The sequence below is a fragment of the Kiloniella majae genome, from assembly GCF_002118315.1.
Classification (GTDB): Bacteria; Pseudomonadota; Alphaproteobacteria; order Kiloniellales; family Kiloniellaceae; genus Kiloniella; species Kiloniella majae.
Map to the genome: position 1 here is coordinate 31,823 of NZ_MTSZ01000003.1, position 18,532 is coordinate 50,354.

Genomic DNA, 18,532 nt, shown 5'->3' on the forward strand with positions numbered 1-18,532 from the left:
CATATCAGCAGCTTTTGTTTCTGAGCTAATCAAGAAACTCTGGACCCAAACAGTTCTAATTTGGTTACGTCGATTAAGCCTTCGGGATTTTTCAAGAATTTTGTCACAGATTTATAGCGTCTCGATTATCATGCCTTGAGGGGTAAAAAAAACTGTGCACTCACCCCATCTGACTGTAATATCTACGGCATTCTTTTCTATGTGAGCGTCATCTTGCTACTCACTATCCGGTAATTTATAGGTAAAATATGAGTTTTCAGCTGACTGATTCTGCATCAAAGCAGACTATTCCTTTAGTATTTTTGAATAAAAAGAAATTTGACGAACAACGCCAAGATGGTGTCGACGGAACATCGTGGATGGCGGCCAATGGATTTAAGGCAGATGAAGGGGCCGTTTGTTCTCTTCCAGATCAAAAGGGTGATATCAAAGCTGTTGTCGTCGGACTTGGGGATCGTGATGTTCCCGGCATCTGGACGGTCGCAGGTTTGAACCATAACCTGCCGGAAGGCAGCTATTGTCTTAAAGATGATCTTCCTGCCGATATTGCAACAGAGGTTGCGTTGGGCTGGGCGATCGGGACGTACCAATTCACGCGCTATAAAGAGAGCAATAAAATCCTGTCGACACTGGTTTGGCCAAAGGGGGCGGATCAGACGCAGGTTAATGCCCTTGCCAGTGGTGTCCATCTGACACGGGATCTTATCAACACACCGAGTAACGATATGGGGCCGGAAGAGCTTGCTACAGCAGCATCTCAACTGGCTGGTGAGTACGAAGCTGATTGTAATGTTATTGTTGGTGACAACCTCATAGAGGCAAATTACCCGGCGATTTACGAAGTCGGTAAAGCTTCTGTGCGGGCGCCTCGGTTGATTGATTTCAGATGGGGGGATACAGGACCCAAGGTGACATTGGTGGGTAAAGGCGTTTGCTTTGATACCGGTGGTCTGGATCTGAAATCGCCCGCTGGTATGCTGTTAATGAAAAAGGACATGGGCGGTGCCGCACATGTGTTGGGGATTGCCGCAGCTATCATGCAAAGTGATCTGCGGTGCCAGTTACGTGTTCTTATTCCTGCTGTTGAAAATGCTGTTGCGGGGAATGCTTTCAGACCATCTGACATCATTAAAACACGGAAAGGTCTAACTGTTGAGGTCGGGAACACCGATGCCGAGGGGCGTTTGGTTCTATGTGATGCTCTTGCTGAAGCAAGTCGTGCCAAGCCAGATCTGATTATTGATTTTGCCACCTTAACAGGTGCGGCGCGAGTGGCGCTGGGCACTGATCTACCCGCGATGTTCTGTAACGATGATGCGACCGCAGAAAAGCTACGCCAGCATTCTGTCGAGACTGGGGATGAAGTTTGGCGTATGCCGTTGCATCAACCTTACCGTAAAATGCTGGATAGCAAGATTGCTGATCTGAACAATGTTGCCACAGGTCCCTACGCAGGTGCGATTACGGCGGCTTTGTATCTGCAGGAATTTGTTGAGAAAGATATTCCGTGGGCACACTTTGATGTCATGGCCTATAACAATGCATCCTCACCCGGCAAGCCGGAAGGTGGAGAAGCTCTTGGTCTGAGAGCTGTTTATGCCATGATCAAAGAAATGGTTGGGAAATAAATCACGAATGGCACAGATACTTTTTTGCATCTCTTTTATGCACTTCTGGGTTGCTTATTGAGATTGGGAAAATTCTCTTATTTTGTGCTAATGTTCTTTTGAATTTGGTTTTAATAACTGTCTTACAGATGGAGTATGACAATGTTCAATAAAATCCTTTGTGCGGTTGATGGTTCCGAGCACAGCATGCGTGCTGTCTCAAAAGCTGCAGCCCTGGCCCTTAAGTTCGAAGGCGAGCTTGTTTTCCTAACAGTTGCAAAGGCTGTGAAAATGAATGAAGGGCTGCGTCGCTTTATGGAGGTTGAGCATGTGTCTGGTCAGGACGCGCAATATGTTCTTGATTCCTTTAGTCAGGAAGTCCTTAGCGAAGCAAAGGAAATTGCGAAAAAGGTTGGGGTGGAGAACATCAAGACCGAAGTCAAAGTTGGCCCGCCTGCCCGAACGATTGTTGAGTTTGCCGATAAGAATAAAATTGATGCGATTGTGATGGGAAGCCGTGGGCACGGAGATCTTGAATCTCTTCTTCTCGGATCTGTGTCTCATAAAGTTGCAAGTTTGAGTAAAGTGACCTGCGTTACTGTTCGGTAAGGTAGCTTTCATAGAAGCTTTTTGCAGGAATGTCTTGAGTTCGATCAGGATTGTGTTCTAGAATCATTGCGATTGCGGAACGTTTGGGAACGATCGTGGACATACCAGCGAAACAGGCTTTAGAATTATGGCGAGGCGTAATGGTCACAGCTCTGCAAAAGGGGCTACCGGACCTGACGTCTCGCCAATTTACTTTATTGCTCCATGTCTATCTCAAAGATCAGGCGCATACAGTCCGCGGCTTGGCCGAAGAGCTCAATATGTCAAAACCGGCCGTAACGCGCGCTTTGGATCGTTTGGGGAAATATGATTTTGTTCGCCGTAAAACAGATGAGAATGATCGGCGGTCAATTCTTGTTCAGCGGACGATCAAAGGATCTGTTTATCTACGCGAGTTTGGCGATATGGTCGAAGATTACGCAGAAGAAGTTTAAGTCTTACGAAGTTTGAGTTTGGGAAGTCTGGACTTAGAACATTTAAACAGAGATTTTCCGGTGACTCAAAACGATGTACTCGAAGATCGGGCATAACTAGATTTAATATCCTCGTTTCATATCCACAACGTTCAATAAATCTTCCCCGCTTTCAAAGCGCCGGATACCGTCAGCGACATTTCGTGCGCTAGAGCTTGGATGTGTCGTGCTGGCGGCATGGGGTGTGATGGTGATTTTAGGGTGTTCCCAAAAGGGGTGATTTTTATCCAGTGGTTCTGATTTGAACACATCGAGAGTTGCTTCTGACAGATGGTCTGAATCCAGTGCTTCTATCAAGTCTTCTTCCACTAGATGACCGCCTCTTGCTGCGTTTATAACGCTCGCTTCTTTGGGGAGCATGGCAAAAAGATCTTTATTGAGGATATCTTCTGTTTCGTCCGTAAGAGGCAACAAGCAAACCAATATTTCGGTTGTTTTTAGGAAGTCTTCAAGTTGTTCTGCCCCAGCATAGGTTTTTATCCCCGGCCGTTCACGGTGTGTCCTGCTCCATCCTGCGACGTCAAAGCCGAGATAACTGAGCTTTCCTGCTACATCTGATCCCAAGACGCCCATGCCCATAATGCCAACCCGTCTATCCCAGGTTACAGGTGGTTCATGTAACGTCCACTCTTTACGGTTTTGCTGTTCACGATACAGCCGCATGCTTTTGTGGTGATTGAGAACAGTCATGACGACGTACTCTGTCATGCCCGACGTCAAAGACGAATCAACCATCCGCACAACGGGGACGTTTACCGGTAAATCCGGATCCGAGGCGAGATGATCAATGCCGGCCCCCAGCGAGAAAATAACTTTCAGATTGGGAAGAGTTTTGAGCAGCCCTGCGGGGGGGCGCCAGACAAGGGCGTATTCAATATCTTCTTTATTTCCAATTTCTGACAACAGACGCATATCAAGATCTGGAATTTCAGCGAGTAGATACTTACGCCATAAGTCCAGCCTGTCTGTCTCGGAAATAAAAAGCAGTGCCATTAAAAGCCTCTAATAATCAGTCTGTTGAATAGACAGTGTAGGGGATGGGGGAAAGGGATGGCAATCCGGCAACAAAAGTTTTTTATTTCGCAGGGGGTTATCTCCAGAAAATATCTCTCTGGAGTCCTGTGAAACTTTATCGTGACGTAGAGTGTTTTCTAAGCACTTATCGCTTCTTGATTGACAACCTCCAGATCAAAAGCGGCTTTGATCAAGGCCTGAGTATAGGCGGTTTGTGGAGCTTCAAAAATTTCCTTTGCCGTACCGGTCTCGACTGCTTTGCCATCTTTCATGACGATGACATTATCTGCCAGTGTGCGGACCACCTTTAAATCGTGGCTTATGAAAAGATAGGTGAGGTTATGTTTGACTTGTAGGCTGCGCAGTAGGTCGACGATCTGTGCCTGAACAGACATATCAAGCGCCGAAGTGGGTTCGTCCAGCACTAGAAAACGAGGTTTCAGGACCATGGCACGAGCGATCGCAATTCTTTGGCGTTGCCCCCCTGAAAACTCATGAGGATAACGGTGGCGATTTTCCGGATTAAGACCAACTTCGTTTAAGGCCTCTACAATCAACGCTTCTCTTTCTTTGGCGTTGCCGCCCAGTCGGTGAACCTTCAGCCCTTCTTCTATAATTTGTCCTATAGAGAGACGAGGACTGAGTGATCCGTAAGGGTCCTGGAAAACAATTTGCATTTCCTGCCGAAGTGATCTGAGTTGTGATCCCTTGGTCTTGGCAATGGACTTTCCGTCAAAACGGATTGCGCCTTTACTTGATATCAAACGCAAGAGGGCAAGGCCTAAAGTTGTCTTTCCAGATCCTGATTCGCCGACAATGCCAATTGTATGCCCCTGTTGCAGGGTGAGGGATATGCCATCAACAGCCTTGATGTAACTGACGGTTCTTCGCAATATTCCTCGCTTAACCGGGAAGTGAACCTTGATATCTTCACAGGCCATTATTTCTGGAGCTTCAGAATTGGCTTCGACAGGTTTTCCCTGAGGTTCTGCCGCGAGTAATTCCTGGGTATAAGCATGTTCTGGCTGCGAGAAGATTTTTTCTGTCGGGCCTTGCTCGACAATTTGCCCCTCTGTCATGACGCAAACACGGTCAGCCATTTTTCTGACAATACCAAGGTCATGGGTAATCAACAGAATAGACATGCCCAGCTTGTCTTGGAGCTCTTTCAATAGTTCAAGAATTTGCGCCTGAATGGTGACGTCCAGCGCCGTTGTTGGTTCATCTGCAATCAAAAGATCCGGTTCATTGGCGAGTGCCATGGCGATCATGACACGTTGGCGCTGTCCTCCAGACAGCTCGTGTGGATAGGATTTGAGACGTCCGGCCGGGTTTTTGATGCCGACCAGTTTCAGAAGCTCGAGAGTACGTTTCCGTGCTTCTATCTTACTCATGCCCTTATGCACAAAAAGGACTTCGTTGATTTGCTTCTCGATTGTATGTAGCGGGTTCAACGATGTCATGGGTTCCTGAAAGATAATCGAAATCTTGTTCCCACGGATATCCCGCATGGTGGCATCATCAGCACCAATGATTTCCTTGCCCCTGTACTTTATAGAGCTTCCTTGTGGATGCTGGGCCTGAGGGTAAGGCAGTAATTGCAATATGGACAGTGCGCTGACGGATTTTCCTGATCCGGACTCTCCCACAAGAGCAACCGTTTGCCCTTCCATTAACTTGTAAGTAATGCCTGCGACAGCATCGACAGTTTCTTCTTCCCCGTGAAACTGTACCGAAAGGCTGGTGATGTCCAAGAGAGCTTGTTCTTCTTCGGTGGAATTATCAACGAGAACACTCATGAGCGATCTCCATTAAAAAGCTTTCTGGGGTCAAAGGCATCACGGACCGCTTCACCAATAAACACCAAGAGGCTGAGCATTATCGCGAGCGAGACAAAGGCGGTTAAGCCTAACCACGGTGCTTGAAGGTTTGCCTTCCCTTGAGCGAGGAGTTCGCCCAGAGATGCTGATCCTGCTGGAAGACCTAGCCCAAGAAAATCAAGAGAAGTTAGCCCCGTAATTGCTGCCGTTAACGTGAAGGGGAGAAAGGTAAGTGTCGCAACAATAGCATTGGGGAGAATATGGCGGTACATGATCATTCTATCGCTAACCCCCAGCGCTTTTGCCGACCTGATGTAGTCATAGTTTCGTACTTTGAGAAACTCGGCCCTGACGACACCAACAAAGCCGACCCAACTAAAGAGCATTAAGATACCCAGAAGCGTCCAGAAACTTGGCACGAGAACGGAGCTGACAATAATGAGAATATAGAGGGTTGGAAGACCGCTCCAAATTTCAATAAAACGCTGGGCAATGAGATCAAGAACACCCCCAAAGTAACCTTGGATAGCGCCAGCTGTTACACCGATAACGGCGCTGATTGCTGTTAATAACAGGCCAAATAAAATTGATATACGCATACCGTAGAGAAGACGAGCAACAACATCCCGAGCCTGATCGTCTGTCCCGAGCCAATGATCAAAATCAGGGGCAGAAGGCGCGGGCGTGGGGAGCTTGTAGGCCACAGTTTTGTAGTTGTATTGAATTAGCGGCCAGATCATCCATCCCTTAGCTGAAATCAGGTTTTGAACATAGGGATCGTGATAATCCGTTTCTGTTTTGAATTCTCCACCAAAATGAGTTTCAGGTAGAGCTTGCACAATCGGGAAATATGCTTGGTCGTCATAGAAAACGATAATCGGTTTATCATTGGCAATGATTTCTGCGAGCAGGCTCAATCCGAAAAGAACAATAAAAATCCAAAGAGACCAATATCCACGGCGATTTTTTTTGAAATTCTGCAACCGCCTTTGATTCATCGGGGCGAGTGTTATGCCAAATAATTTTTGTGAATCACCTCGCATCAATCATCCCTCTCTACTTTCAAAGTCAATTCTGGGATCGACAAGCATGTAAGCAAGATCACCAATGATATTCATAAGCAGCCCAACAAGGGTGAAGAAGTAAAGTGTGCCAAAAATAATAGGATAATCACGATTGAAAACCGCTTCAAAGCCTAGGCGACCTAGACCATCCAGAGAGAAGATAACTTCGATTAATACTGATCCCGTAAAGAGAACACCAATGAAGCTTGCGGGGAAGGCTGCAATGACGATGAGCATGGCATTTCGGAAGACATGACCGTAAAGAACGCGGCTTTCCGTCAGGCCTTTTGCCCGTGCCGTTGTGACGTATTGCTGACCAATCTGATCCAGAAACGAATTCTTGGTCAGCATTGTCAAACTGGCGAAACCACCGATCACCATAGCTGTGACAGGCAGAATGATGTGATGCAGATAGTCAAGTATCTTATTGGGTGTCGAAAGCTCATCCCAGTTATCTGATGTCAATCCACTAAGAGGGAAGATTGTAAGGTAACTGCCCCCGGCAAACACAACGAGTAGAAGAACTGCAAAGATAAATCCGGGAATGGCATAGCCAACGATAATGATGCCACTGGTCCAGATATCAAAAGAAGATCCATCGCGAATGGCCTTCTTTATGCCAAGAGGAATAGAGATCAGATATACAAGTAATGTGGTCCAGAGTCCCAGAGAAATAGAAACAGGCATTTTGTCGATAACAAGGTCAATAACTTGCCGATCCCGAAAGAAACTCTCGCCAAAATCGAAGGTTAAATAGTTACCCATCATGACGATAAACTGTTCATGTAAGGGCTTATCCAGGCCAAATTGTGCTTCGAGTTCTTTGATTAGTTCTGGGTCCAGCCCTTGTGCGCCTTTATACTTGCTGGTGTTCGCGGCTTCCGTATCACTGACCGGGGCCAGATCATCTTTGTTTTGAGTTATGCGTTCTGATATTTCTGCGCCTTGGCCTGACAGCTTGGCGAGAACCTGCTCTACTGGTCCACCTGGAGCAAGCTGAATGATGGCGAAATTCAAAATCATGATTCCCAGAAGTGTTGGGATCATCAGTAAAAGTCTGCGAACAATATAGGCCAGCATTAGATTTGCCCCCTGTTACGTCGACGTCTTCGAATAAGCCAGCGACCAATAATCAACAGGCTGATGCCGAGTGCATAGGGCCGCCAGTTATCTTTTTTGAAAAAAGCATTGGGATCGGCGAAGATCTGAAAGGTGAAAAGATCTTTCAGTGTTTTGGGGTTCAGGCCCAGTTTTTCGAAGTTATTCAAAAAGGTATCAACAATTAACGGATCAAAAAATGGCTCATTAGTTTCTGATGTTTCGGTAACGGGTGGTTCATTAGTTTTAGTCGCGTCAGCTTCTTGTGTAAGTTCGTTCTTTGCCATTGAGGTCATCAATGCAGCTTCTTTATCGCTATCAAACCACCAATAAGATGTACTGGTTCCACGCCAGGGCGTTACTTCAGGGTGTGAAAATTTATCCCAGTAAAGCACACGATCATCTTCGGTATGGAACTGTGGAATAACGTAATAACCCCAGAGTAAAACCCTGTCGAGGGCTCTAACGGTTGCGACCAATTCCTTACGATCATCAGCATTCGCGATGGCTTCTACCAGTTCATCGATAACAGGATCTTTGATGCCTGCAAAATTGCCGCTTCCCTTTTTATCTGCGGTTTCGCTTGTCCAAAATCCACGCTGCTCTGTGCCGGGGGTGATGCTGGCAGAAAGTTTAATAATAACGATATCGTAGTCAAAATCTCTGATACGGTTTATGTATTGGGATCGATCAACAAGCCGAATTCTGGCATCGATACCAAGCTTGCTTAAACTTGTTACGAAGGGAAGTATGGTTCTTTCCATGCCTTTGGATGAAACGAGCATTTCAAAGGCCATCTGCTCGCCGGTTTTATTATTTACCAGTTTCAGGTCCTTTACGACCCAACCTGCTTCGGCGAGAAGTTCGAAAGCTTTGCGATAGTTATGCCGGGGCCATCCATTTCCATCAGATGTGGGGACATGAAATGTTTCGGTAAAAAGGCTATCAGGTATTTTGCCGCGATACTGTTCGAGTATTTCCAACTCGCGACCCTTGGGAATTCCTGTTGAAGATAATTCTGAGTTTCCAAAATAATTTGTTGTGCGTGTTAACAGACCGAAAGATAAATTCTTATTGGACCATTCAAAGTCATAGACATATCCGATGGCTTCTCTGACTTTAGGATCTTTGAAAATGTCCCGACGCGTGTTGTAGAAAAAACCCTGAATTCCCTGAGGGCGTTTATGAGGGATTGATTCTTTTTTAAGCCAGCCCTTCGTTATAGCAGGGACATCATAATCTTGTGCCCAGGCGCTAGATGAACGTTCGTTCCGATAGTCTATTTCCCCTGATTTGATCGCAAGCTTGATGACATCATCATCATGATAGTAGGTGGACTTTATCTTATCGAAATTATCCTGCCCTTTGTTTACAGGTAGATCTTTTCCCCAGTAATCTTTTACGCGTTCTTGGACTACATATCGGCCAGCTTCAAAGTCGGTTATTTTATAGGGGCCACTTCCCAGAGGTGGTTCGAGCGTGCTTTTGGAAAAATCTCTGCTTTCCCAATAATGCTTGGCAAGGATTGGTAAAGATCCGGCACGAATGGGGAATTCTCTGTTCCCCGGTTCACCCGAAGTAAACTTAACCTGATTATCTCCGACCTTTTCGACATTCTTTAGGATGGCGTAATAGTTTTTTACGTAAGGTCCGGCGTCATTGCGTATCGTTTCCCATGAAAAGATAACATCGTCGACTGTTATGGGAACGCCGTCGTGCCATTTTGCTTCTGGGCGCAGGGTGAAGATGACCCAGGATCTGTCTTCCGGCCATTCAAGACTTTCAGCGATTAATCCATATGCGCTGGCTGCTTCATCAGCACTCGAGACTAAGAGGCTTTCTGGCGTAAAGCCTGGACCAGGGACCCCCTTAATAATGTAGGGGTTAAAGCTGTCAAAGGTGCCTTCGCTGGCAATACGAATCTCACCACCTTTTGGCGCATCAGGATTTACATAATTAAAATGGGTGAAGTCAGCGGGGTAACTTGGTTCCCCATGAATCGCGATGCCGTGGGATTTTGTCGTTTGTGCGGTAGCTGAAAACGGCAAGAAGACGCAGAGGACAAAGTTGACCAGAAAGAGTGCGCGCATCGTCTTGTCATAACCCCCGGAATATTTGTTTAGAGGGCGAAGGCCCCTAGGTGGACAGTCTGAGGTGTTTTGGTTTTATGATCAAGGACTTCGTTAACCATTTTTCGTACCTCAAACAAAGTTGAACGAGGATATTGGCAGGTGAGTAATGAAAAATGGTTAACAAAACTAAATTCAATTTTAGGGTGAGGTGACCATAAAGGCTGATAGAACCTCTATGATTAAGCTTCAGGTCGTTCTGCTGGAGTAGAGGAAAAAGGCAAAGACAGGACATAAATACTCAGTGCTGCGATAATGCCAGGAAAGCCTTCATACACAGTTGCATTCAACCCGGTTTCCCGCCATAGGAGGGCAACGCCCATCCCTACGGCCATCATAACCAATGTAGTGGCTTGAGAAGGACGTCCGCCAAGTGCCAAGACAATGACAACAGGCCCAATAGAGCAGGCAAGAGCAGACCAGGCAAAAATAACAAGGGTAAAAACATTAGCAGATGCGACAAGCCCCAAAACCAAGGCCAGGATAACGACTATGGCTGTTGCAATTCGACGGGCACCGATACCACGACCAACAATTTTGAAGTCTTCGCTCAAAACAGCGGAGCAGCTTAAAATTTGACTATCAGCTGTGGACATTGCAGCTGCGAAGACGCCACCAATGATGATCCCTACGGCAAATCCGGGTAACAGAACGTCAGCTAACATAGGTAAAACCAGCTCGGCATCCAAAGAGCCTGTATCTGGTATATATAACCTCGCAGCTAAACCTACTGTTATTGAAACCAATAGGAAGATACCGCTCCAGGTAAAATAAATTACACCGGTTTTGCGAATGTGGTCGGGGTTATCCAACGCCATAAATCGCACCATAACGTGGGGTTGCCCCACAACGCCAATCCCATTGAAAAGCCATCCAAAACCAAAAAGTGCCATTGCTTCTAAAGACCCGAAGCGCTCACTTCCCAAGTCCAAGAAAGAAGGCGACACATTATTAAGGGCCTCATGAAAAGGAACGAGACCTCCATTGGCGACAATGGCGGAAACCAAAAGCAAAGCCATTGCAAACATCATTAGAATGGATTGCCCCGCATCAGTCCAAATCGAAGCTCTTAATCCGCCTGTAAAGCAATAGGTAAGTATGACGCCGGCACCGACAATCGATCCGACATAATACTCCCATCCAAAGAGGACATGAAGAGCTTTACTACCAGCATTGAATTGTGCGGCTGCGTAGGTCAGAAGGAAGACGAGCGTGATAAGGGCTACAGTAACGCGAAGGATGCGATAATTTCCCCCAGGCCAAAGGGAGATAAGTTCTGCAAAGCTTAAAGCGCCTGTTCGGGCTGTGGCTTCACTGACCTTCTTGTGAACAAAAAAGAAGGCCAGAAGATCGCCAAAAAAGAAACCAAAGGCAATCCATATCGCAGAAAGACCGTGGGTATAAACATATCCCATCAGCCCAATAAATATATATCCGCTATATTTGGTCGCGGCAGCAGAAAGCGCTGTTAGAAGGGGAGAAACATCCCTTTCCGCCAGTAGATAATCTTGTTTTGTTGGAGAGGACCATCTTGAGGACCAAATGCCGATAATGGCAAACAAGCCAAGACAAAGCACAAAACTTATAATGTCCATCAAGAGATCCCCGTAAAAACTCAATCATCCAATGTGCGTAAATATGTACAATAAATGTTATTGTTGCAAAGAACTTGCACAGGACACAGAGGCTAGAGAATACATATCCAGATTATCTTGCTGCTATGCGTTGATCAGTTTGCAAACTTCTTGATGCACACGAACATCGCCAGCTGCGATGACTTTACCATCAGAATGCATGCCAAGGGCATTGCCTTCCCAATCCGTCATGATCCCCCCCGCACCAGTGAGGATAGGGACTTGCGCCAGAAAATCATAGACCCCCATACCAGCCTCAACCGTTAGATCAATCAAACCACTACTAACGAGGCCATAGTTATAACAATCTCCTCCGAAGAGAGACATTTTGGTATTTTTGCGAACCCTGTCGAACTTTGGAAACTCATCTTCTTTGAATAGATGGGGCGAGGTGGTTGCAATTGTGGCGTCAGATAGTTTGGCACAATCGCGTGTGGTTGCCTCAGTGATACCCCTGAAATCCTTAAAAAGGGTTTTGTGTCCTGTTGCACCGACCCAGCGTTCCCCCAGAACAGGCATTGCCAGAATACCCATGATAGGCTGGTTGTTACGCAAAAGAGCAACAAGGGTACCAAAAATAGCATGCCCGGAAATAAAACTCCGAGTGCCGTCTATTGGATCCAGTGCCCAGACAAATTCTGCATCCAGTTTTTCCGATCCATGTTCCTCGCCAACAATCCCATGATCTGGATAGGCAGTGTTGATGAGGTCACGCATGGCGCTTTCTGCATTTCTGTCTGCGATCGTAACCGGTGAGTCATCGCTTTTCCCCTCAATATCAAGTGGCTGCCTGAAATGTTTGAGGATAACGTCCTGCGCTGCGTCGCAAAGCTTTTCGCCAAGCTGTATAAATTCATTGGGACAAAGGAAATCGGAACTCATTGTATGGGGATCCTGTTTGAAATCTGATTTAGCTCGTCGTAATCAAATTTTTCTTTTAGTTGCGGGACATAAAAAAGGCGACCCGTTGGGCCGCCTTTTCGAAGACTTAAATTCTCAGCTTACTCAGGTAGAGCCGCCGGATTGTCACTTTGCTCACGCATGTAGGCGATCAGGTTCGCACGGGCATCAACTTTTTTGAGGCCTGCAAAACCCATCTTTGTTCCCGGTGCAAAAGCTTTTGGCTTGGTCAGGAATTCGTTGAGAGCTTCATAGTCCCATGTTTCAGTATTCATTGCAGTTAGGGCATCAGAGTAAGAATAACCATCTACCGCAGCACGTTGTGCGCCAACAATACCCCAAAGCGCAGGGCCAACTTTGTTTGCTCCCCCACTTTCAATCGTGTGGCAGGAAGCACATTTCTTAAATCCTTTTGCGCCTGCAGCAACATCAGCAGAAGCAAGAAGGGCGCTTACAGGTTCAATAACCGGGCCAGCAGGGGCTGTAGATGCTACTTCAGCACCGCTATCAGCGACTTCAACCTTATAGGCATTTTCTTCCAAATCTTTTGGTTGGTAGAGCATATTTGCTGCAAAACCAGATGCCATTAAGATGATGCCGGCAGTTAGTACTGAGGCAAAAGCCTTATTATTCTCTAAAGACATTCTTCCTGACCCTTTGGGCTTATATTTGAATTTCCGGCAGACAATAGCGTTCTGAAGCCAAGCATTCAATAGTTTCAATTGATTTTTGCCAAGCTTAAGCAGATTTTTTGAATAGTTATAGTGAAAAAAGCGCAAAGCACTTTGTTTCGAAGCTTTTTCTTAACTATGTTAGCGCGAAGAAAAGGATTCTCTCCGTAAACAAAGCAGAGATGAATCCACGCGTTAAATTCAATTGTTAAAGGCCTTTCATGTCCTGTCCGCAAAATCCTGTTGTTCTTATCCCTGCCCGTATGGCTTCTTCGCGCCTGCCAAATAAACCTTTGGCTGATATTGCTGGCTTGCCGATGATTGCCCAGTGTTATAACCGCGCGGTTGAAGCTGAACTCGGACCTGTTGTGGTTGCTTGCGCAGAACAGGAGATTGCGGACGCAATTGAAAAAATCGGCGGATATGCTGTTTTAACAGACCCTGATCATCCTTCTGGCTCAGATCGGATTCACGAGGCCCTGCAAAAGTTTGACCCGGAAAAAAAATACGATGCAATCATCAATGTGCAGGGGGATTTACCCACTGTTGAGCCGAGGTTGATCAGGCAAACGTTTGAGCTTTTGGCAACGAAGGGCGTCGATATCGGCACCTTGGCAGTTGAAATTTCTGAATTGGCTGAGCGAGATAACCCAAACGTTGTAAAGGCTGTCGCTGGCTTTGAAGAGGGGCAAACGGTCTCGCGCGCCCTTTATTTTACAAGAAGCAAGTCGCCTTGGGATGAGGGGAATGATGATCAACCTCTCTATCATCATATTGGTATGTATGCCTATCGCCGGGAAGCTTTGGAAAAGTTTGTTACCCTGCCTGCATCGCCTTTGGAAAAACGTGAAAGATTAGAACAGCTTCGAGCACTGGAATCCGGTATGCGTATTGATGTTGCTCTCGTTGACACTGTTCCTCTCGGGGTTGATACTCCTGCGGATCTTGAGAAGGCGAGGCAGATTCTCGCAGGATCTTGAGAGCTTTGAAGATCCAGGTGGTGGTATAACCAACGACCTGATTGAGCTGAGAAGCCAAAAACGATTAACAATATTATTAAGGCCTAAACCAATGACCGATGCTGATAATCTGATCGCCTTTCAAGGCGTTAAAGGTGCAAACTCTGACATAGCCTGTCGTGCGGTATTTCCAGATATGGAAACACTGCCGTGCTACTCGTTTGAGGACACCTTTGCAGCAGTTCGGAATGGGAAAGCCCGCCTTGCAATGATTCCGATTGAAAATTCCAGTGCGGGACGCGTGGCCGATAATCACCATTTGATGCCAGAATCGGGATTACACATTATCGGTGAACACTATCAGAAAATTGAACATCAATTGCTTGCCCCTAAAGGCGCGACCCTGGAAGGCTTACGTCAGGTTCACTCTCATGTTCAGGCTTTGGCGCAGTGTCGTGAGTTCCTGCGAGAACACGATATAGAGCCGATTGTTGCCGCTGATACAGCAGGGGCTGCCGAGCAGGTTTCGTTGTGGAACAACAAGGATGTTGGTGCTATCGCAACCTCTATGGCTGGCGAAATATACGGCCTCGAAACATTGGGCACGGATGTAAACGATAACGCAGATAACACCACCCGCTTTTTGATTATGGCGCGGGACCCGATTGATCCCGATCCTAAGGGCGGTATGGTTGTGACGACCTTCGTTTTTAAAGTACGATCAGTTCCTGCGGCGCTTTACAAAGCTTTGGGTGGCTTTGCAACGAATGGTGTCAATATTACCAAGCTTGAAAGCTATATTACGGATGGAAGCTTTTCTGTGGCGCAGTTTTATGCGGATGTGGAGGGGCACCCATCAGAACGTCTGGTACGATTGGCGCTGGAAGAACTGAGCTTTTTCTCGAAAGAAGTTAAAATACTGGGGGTTTACCCTGCCAATTCTTTCAGGACACCATCTTGATATTTAAAGCTTCACTGAGATTGAAGACAAAAGAAAAACTGGGTTTTAAAGCCCAGTTTTTTAATTTGAGTTGAAGTTATTTCTCTTTCAACCAGTCATCAACAAGAACGCGGGAAATAGAGTCCTTACGTGGAAGGTTGAAGGTTTCGTCTTCGGGAGAAGCAAGTAGTTCGTCGCGGTGAAACCATCTGGCTGCTTCAATTTCATTTGAATCCAGAACCAGGGGATCGTGCCGCGATCCTTCTGCAGTAAAGCCTACCATTAAAGAAGCGGGGAAAGGCCAAGGTTGGGACGAATGGTATTGAACATTCCTGACTGGGATGCCAACTTCTTCTTTTACTTCCCGAATAACGGTCTGTTCGAGGCTTTCGCCAATCTCAAGGAAGCCAGCTAAAACAGAGTGCCCTCCCGGACGCCACCCAGCATTGCGGGCAAGCAGGCACCAGTCGCCGTCGGTGACACGCATAATAACGGCAGGGTCGGTGCGCGGATAGTGGAGCTTGCCACAGTTGCTGCCCGTGCATTCCAGAACGTGTCCCCCTTCTGTCGATCGGGTTGGGTTGCCGCAATGGCCGCAAAAACGATGATGTTTGTGCCAATGGTTAAGGCCACGTGCATAGGCCATGATTGCGGCGTCTTCTTTGTTTAGAAGTGACCAATGGTCCCGTAAATCAAGAAAAGTGCCTTGCGAAAATTCCAGAGGCGAAAGCTTCGGGGGTGATTCACCGTGGGGCAACATGGCAGCCAGAACAGGCCTGTTGTCACGAAGACCCAGAAAAACGATCTCTTCCGCCTGATCAAAAATTTCCCCGGCATGACTGGCGGGAATAAAATAGGGCTCGATACTATCGCTGGAAGTAAATAGCCCCATATGACGCCAGACAATGGCCACGAGACTGTCAGGAGAGCTTCGATAGCTTTGTAGAGTGTCGGGATGAACGCGCAGATGAGCAGCACGGTCAAGCTCGGACGAAGAATAGATATGTAATTTTGTGGTCATGATCAGAGGGTGTACCAGAGACGCCGATCTGTAAACATTTAGAACCATCTAAAATTAATTTCCTGCAAAAGGGCTTGCGTTCGCGGCGGAGAAGTCCGATATAGGGGGCGAGAGGTTGGCTATGGGCGTAGCGCTCGCCAACCCGGTCAGGTCCGGAAGGAAGCAGCCGTAACGAGTTAGCCGCGGGTCGTGGTTCAGCCTCTCACCTTCTATGCTTATGATAAGTAGCTGTATTAACGAGCTTTTGGCTCGTTTTTTTATGTCCAGTTTCCTCTTTTTCAAGAACTTTGCTGTGGATGATTGCCTTGATGCTTCAATGGGGTAAAGTGGGGCTAATCGAGATAAATCTAGCAGTGGTATGAGCGATATTTCTACAGAATCAGGGGACTCGGAAAACGAATCCAACGCGGCTTATCAGGTCTTGGCGCGAAAGTATCGACCTGCCTCTTTCAGTGACCTCTACGGACAGGATGCCCTTGTTCAAACAATAACAAATGCGATTGTTACAGATCGTCTGGCCCATGCGTTCATTTTGACCGGTGTTCGTGGTGTTGGGAAGACGACATCAGCCCGTATCATCGCCAAAGCGCTCAACTGTATAGGTGCTGATGGACAAGGTGGCCCGACGGCTGATCCTTGCGGTGTGTGCGAGAGCTGTACATCTATTGCCCAAGATCGCCATGTCGATGTGATGGAAATGGATGCGGCGAGCCGTACAGGCGTGGGTGACATCCGTGAGTTGATTGAATCTGTTCGCTATCGCCCGGTTTCTGCCCGCAAGAAAGTATACATCATCGATGAGGTTCACATGCTTTCTAACAGTGCCTTTAACGCGCTGTTGAAAACACTGGAAGAACCACCAGAGCACGTTGTTTTTATTTTTGCGACGACAGAAATTCGTAAAGTACCTGTAACGGTTCTCTCACGCTGTCAGCGCTTTGATCTCAGACGTTTGGAACATGAGGAGCTCATCAAGCTTTTCATAATGATCCTTGGGAAAGAGAAAATCGGATTTGAGGAAGAAGCCATTGGCCTTCTTGCTCGTGCGGCTGATGGTTCTGCGCGTGATGGCTTGTCTCTTTTGGATCAAGCTATTGCCTTGGGTGGCGGTGAAAAAATAGAAAGCGAACCTATTCGCCATATGCTTGGTATGGCGGATCGAACCCGTATTTTCGATCTTTATGATGCTTTGATGCAGGGCGACTGCCCGGAATCCCTGAATATTTTGTCTGATCTCTACAACGGGGGGGCTGAACCTCTTGTTGTCATGAAAGATCTTTTGGAACTGAGCCATCTTTTGACGCGTGCCAAACTGGTTCCCCAAACTCTGGAGGCACCGGGTATACCCGAGGCCGAGCGCGTTCGAGGTGGCGAGATGTGTGCAAAACTCTCGATGCCGCTTTTGGCGCGAACCTGGCAAATGCTGTTGAAGGGATTGGGTGAAATTCAAATTGCGCCCCATCCTTTGCAGGCAACTGAGATGGTCATTATCCGTCTGGCTTATGCGAGTAATCTTCCTACGCCGGGGGACCTCATAAAAAAGCTCCAGGACGCTCCAGCGGGTAACGCCCCTGCTGGCGGCGTCCAAAACAGAGTTGGCGGTGAAGGCACAAGAATAACAACGGGCTCACAAATATCGGCCCGTGGAATGGTAAGTGGTGGTCAGGCTGTCGCGGTAGATCCCGGTGTTGCTGTTTCATCTGGAACTGTAACAAAACCAGAACTAGTGGTGGATAATACTTCTTCGAATGTGGAATTTGAAGAAGAGGTTTATGCCTCGCCGCAAACCTTCCGGGATGTCATTAATCTTGCACGGGATAGGGGCGAGAGAATTCTATCTGCCTATCTTGGGAATGATGTTCATCTAATTCGCTTTAACCCCGGCGAAATAGAATATAAACCTGCTGAGAATGCGCCTCGTGATTTATCCGCAAAAATTCAACGTCATCTGAGTGAGTGGACGGGCGATAAGTGGAAAGTTACTGAGACTGCGAAAGAGGGTGTTGATACCATTCGAGCGCAGGAAAAGCAGATCAATCAGGCGCTTGACGATAAGGCGATGCAAGATCCGCTTGTTTTATCTGTTCTCAAATTATTCCCAGGTACAAAATTAATCAGCCGAAAAGGCTTGATGCCTGACAACTATGTAGTAGAAGGCGTGGATGAAAAGTCCTTGATTGATCAGATCATGGACCCAGATATGGAAGATCCGGATCTTGATGATGCGGAGTTGCTACAGCGTCTTAATAATGGAGATGAAATCTGATGAAAAATTTGGCCGGCTTAATGAAGCAAGCTCAGCAAATGCAGAGCAAAATGGCAGAAATGCAAGAAGCGTTGGCTGACTTGGAAATCGAAGGTGCTGCTGGCGCAGGTATGGTCAAAGTGGTTATGAGCGGCAAATATAACCTGCGTTCTATCAAAATCGATCCATCGCTTGTTAATGCTGATGATGTTGAAGTTCTCGAAGACTTGATCCTGGCAGCAGTGAATGACGCAAGTTCAAAAGTTGAAGTGACCACACAGGAAAAAATGCAAGACGTGACCGGCGGTCTTAATCTTCCTGCAGGCATGAAACTACCTTTCTAGGTCT

Annotated in this window: 16 protein-coding genes and 1 other RNA gene; 8 read left to right on the forward strand and 9 right to left on the reverse strand. The window is 46.9% G+C overall.

Features of this window, described 5'->3' with window-relative positions; all coding sequences use genetic code 11:
- Positions 1-248 precede the first annotated feature (248 nt).
- From BKB51_RS09670 to BKB51_RS09680, 3 genes are all read left to right on the forward strand, one after another.
- Positions 249-1,628 carry a leucyl aminopeptidase family protein gene (locus tag BKB51_RS09670; protein WP_085900907.1) on the forward strand — a complete coding sequence of 460 codons (1,380 nt, stop codon included), beginning with the start codon at positions 249-251 and terminating at the stop codon, positions 1,626-1,628.
- Between the two features lie 141 nt (positions 1,629-1,769).
- On the forward strand, positions 1,770-2,216 hold the full coding sequence (locus BKB51_RS09675) for a universal stress protein (RefSeq protein WP_158090193.1): 447 nt from the start codon (positions 1,770-1,772) through the stop codon (positions 2,214-2,216).
- Between the two features lie 95 nt (positions 2,217-2,311).
- A complete protein-coding gene (locus tag BKB51_RS09680; protein ID WP_085901457.1) occupies positions 2,312-2,650 on the forward strand; it encodes a MarR family winged helix-turn-helix transcriptional regulator in 339 nt (112 codons plus the stop codon).
- A gap of 102 nt (positions 2,651-2,752) precedes the next feature.
- On the opposite strand, the gene BKB51_RS09685 is transcribed toward BKB51_RS09680, so the two are convergent.
- The 8 genes from BKB51_RS09685 to BKB51_RS09720 form a co-directional block, all read right to left on the reverse strand.
- A complete protein-coding gene (locus BKB51_RS09685) occupies positions 2,753-3,682 on the reverse strand; it encodes a 2-hydroxyacid dehydrogenase (RefSeq protein ID WP_085900909.1) in 930 nt (309 codons plus the stop codon).
- A 158-nt stretch (positions 3,683-3,840) separates the two neighbouring features.
- The gene (locus tag BKB51_RS09690; protein WP_085900910.1) at positions 3,841-5,502 is read right to left on the reverse strand and encodes an ABC transporter ATP-binding protein; all 1,662 of its coding nucleotides are present in this window, start codon (positions 5,500-5,502) and stop codon (positions 3,841-3,843) included.
- Positions 5,499-6,566: an ABC transporter permease gene (locus tag BKB51_RS09695; protein ID WP_085900911.1), complete on the reverse strand. Its 1,068-nt coding sequence runs from the start codon at positions 6,564-6,566 to the stop codon at positions 5,499-5,501. Before BKB51_RS09695 ends, BKB51_RS09690 begins: the two co-directional genes overlap by 4 nt.
- A 3-nt stretch (positions 6,567-6,569) precedes the next feature.
- Positions 6,570-7,667, reverse strand: coding sequence for a microcin C ABC transporter permease YejB (locus BKB51_RS09700; protein WP_085900912.1), 1,098 nt, complete (start codon positions 7,665-7,667; stop codon positions 6,570-6,572).
- Positions 7,667-9,775, reverse strand: coding sequence for an extracellular solute-binding protein (locus BKB51_RS09705; RefSeq protein ID WP_085900913.1), 2,109 nt, complete (start codon positions 9,773-9,775; stop codon positions 7,667-7,669). Before BKB51_RS09705 ends, BKB51_RS09700 begins: the two co-directional genes overlap by 1 nt.
- 221 nt (positions 9,776-9,996) lie before the next feature.
- The gene (locus BKB51_RS09710; RefSeq protein WP_085900914.1) at positions 9,997-11,409 is read right to left on the reverse strand and encodes a sodium/proline symporter; all 1,413 of its coding nucleotides are present in this window, start codon (positions 11,407-11,409) and stop codon (positions 9,997-9,999) included.
- Between the two features lie 123 nt (positions 11,410-11,532).
- The gene (gene hisN / locus BKB51_RS09715) at positions 11,533-12,330 is read right to left on the reverse strand and encodes a histidinol-phosphatase (protein ID WP_085900915.1); all 798 of its coding nucleotides are present in this window, start codon (positions 12,328-12,330) and stop codon (positions 11,533-11,535) included.
- Between the two features lie 119 nt (positions 12,331-12,449).
- Entirely contained in the window at positions 12,450-12,992 is a 543-nt protein-coding gene (locus BKB51_RS09720) for a c-type cytochrome (protein ID WP_085901458.1), read from the reverse strand.
- 248 nt (positions 12,993-13,240) lie between these two features.
- Between BKB51_RS09720 and BKB51_RS09725 the strand changes: the two genes are divergently transcribed.
- Positions 13,241-13,999 (forward strand): 3-deoxy-manno-octulosonate cytidylyltransferase, encoded by a 759-nt coding sequence (locus BKB51_RS09725; RefSeq protein ID WP_085900916.1) that lies wholly within the window; start codon positions 13,241-13,243, stop codon positions 13,997-13,999.
- 91 nt (positions 14,000-14,090) lie between these two features.
- On the forward strand, positions 14,091-14,939 hold the full coding sequence (locus tag BKB51_RS09730) for a prephenate dehydratase (protein WP_085900917.1): 849 nt from the start codon (positions 14,091-14,093) through the stop codon (positions 14,937-14,939).
- 76 nt (positions 14,940-15,015) lie between these two features.
- Here BKB51_RS09730 and nudC read toward each other — a convergent pair whose 3' ends face one another.
- Positions 15,016-15,987 (reverse strand): NAD(+) diphosphatase, encoded by a 972-nt coding sequence (gene nudC, locus BKB51_RS09735; RefSeq protein WP_085900918.1) that lies wholly within the window; start codon positions 15,985-15,987, stop codon positions 15,016-15,018.
- 61 nt (positions 15,988-16,048) lie between these two features.
- Between nudC and ffs the strand changes: the two genes are divergently transcribed.
- The 3 genes from ffs (at position 16,049) to BKB51_RS09750 (ending at position 18,528) form a co-directional block, all read left to right on the forward strand.
- Positions 16,049-16,146, forward strand: an RNA gene (gene ffs / locus BKB51_RS09740) — signal recognition particle sRNA small type.
- A 151-nt stretch (positions 16,147-16,297) separates the two neighbouring features.
- Positions 16,298-18,205, forward strand: coding sequence for a DNA polymerase III subunit gamma/tau (locus tag BKB51_RS09745; protein WP_085900919.1), 1,908 nt, complete (start codon positions 16,298-16,300; stop codon positions 18,203-18,205).
- Positions 18,205-18,528 carry a YbaB/EbfC family nucleoid-associated protein gene (locus BKB51_RS09750; RefSeq protein WP_085900920.1) on the forward strand — a complete coding sequence of 108 codons (324 nt, stop codon included), beginning with the start codon at positions 18,205-18,207 and terminating at the stop codon, positions 18,526-18,528. Before BKB51_RS09745 ends, BKB51_RS09750 begins: the two co-directional genes overlap by 1 nt.
- Positions 18,529-18,532: the final 4 nt, after the last annotated feature.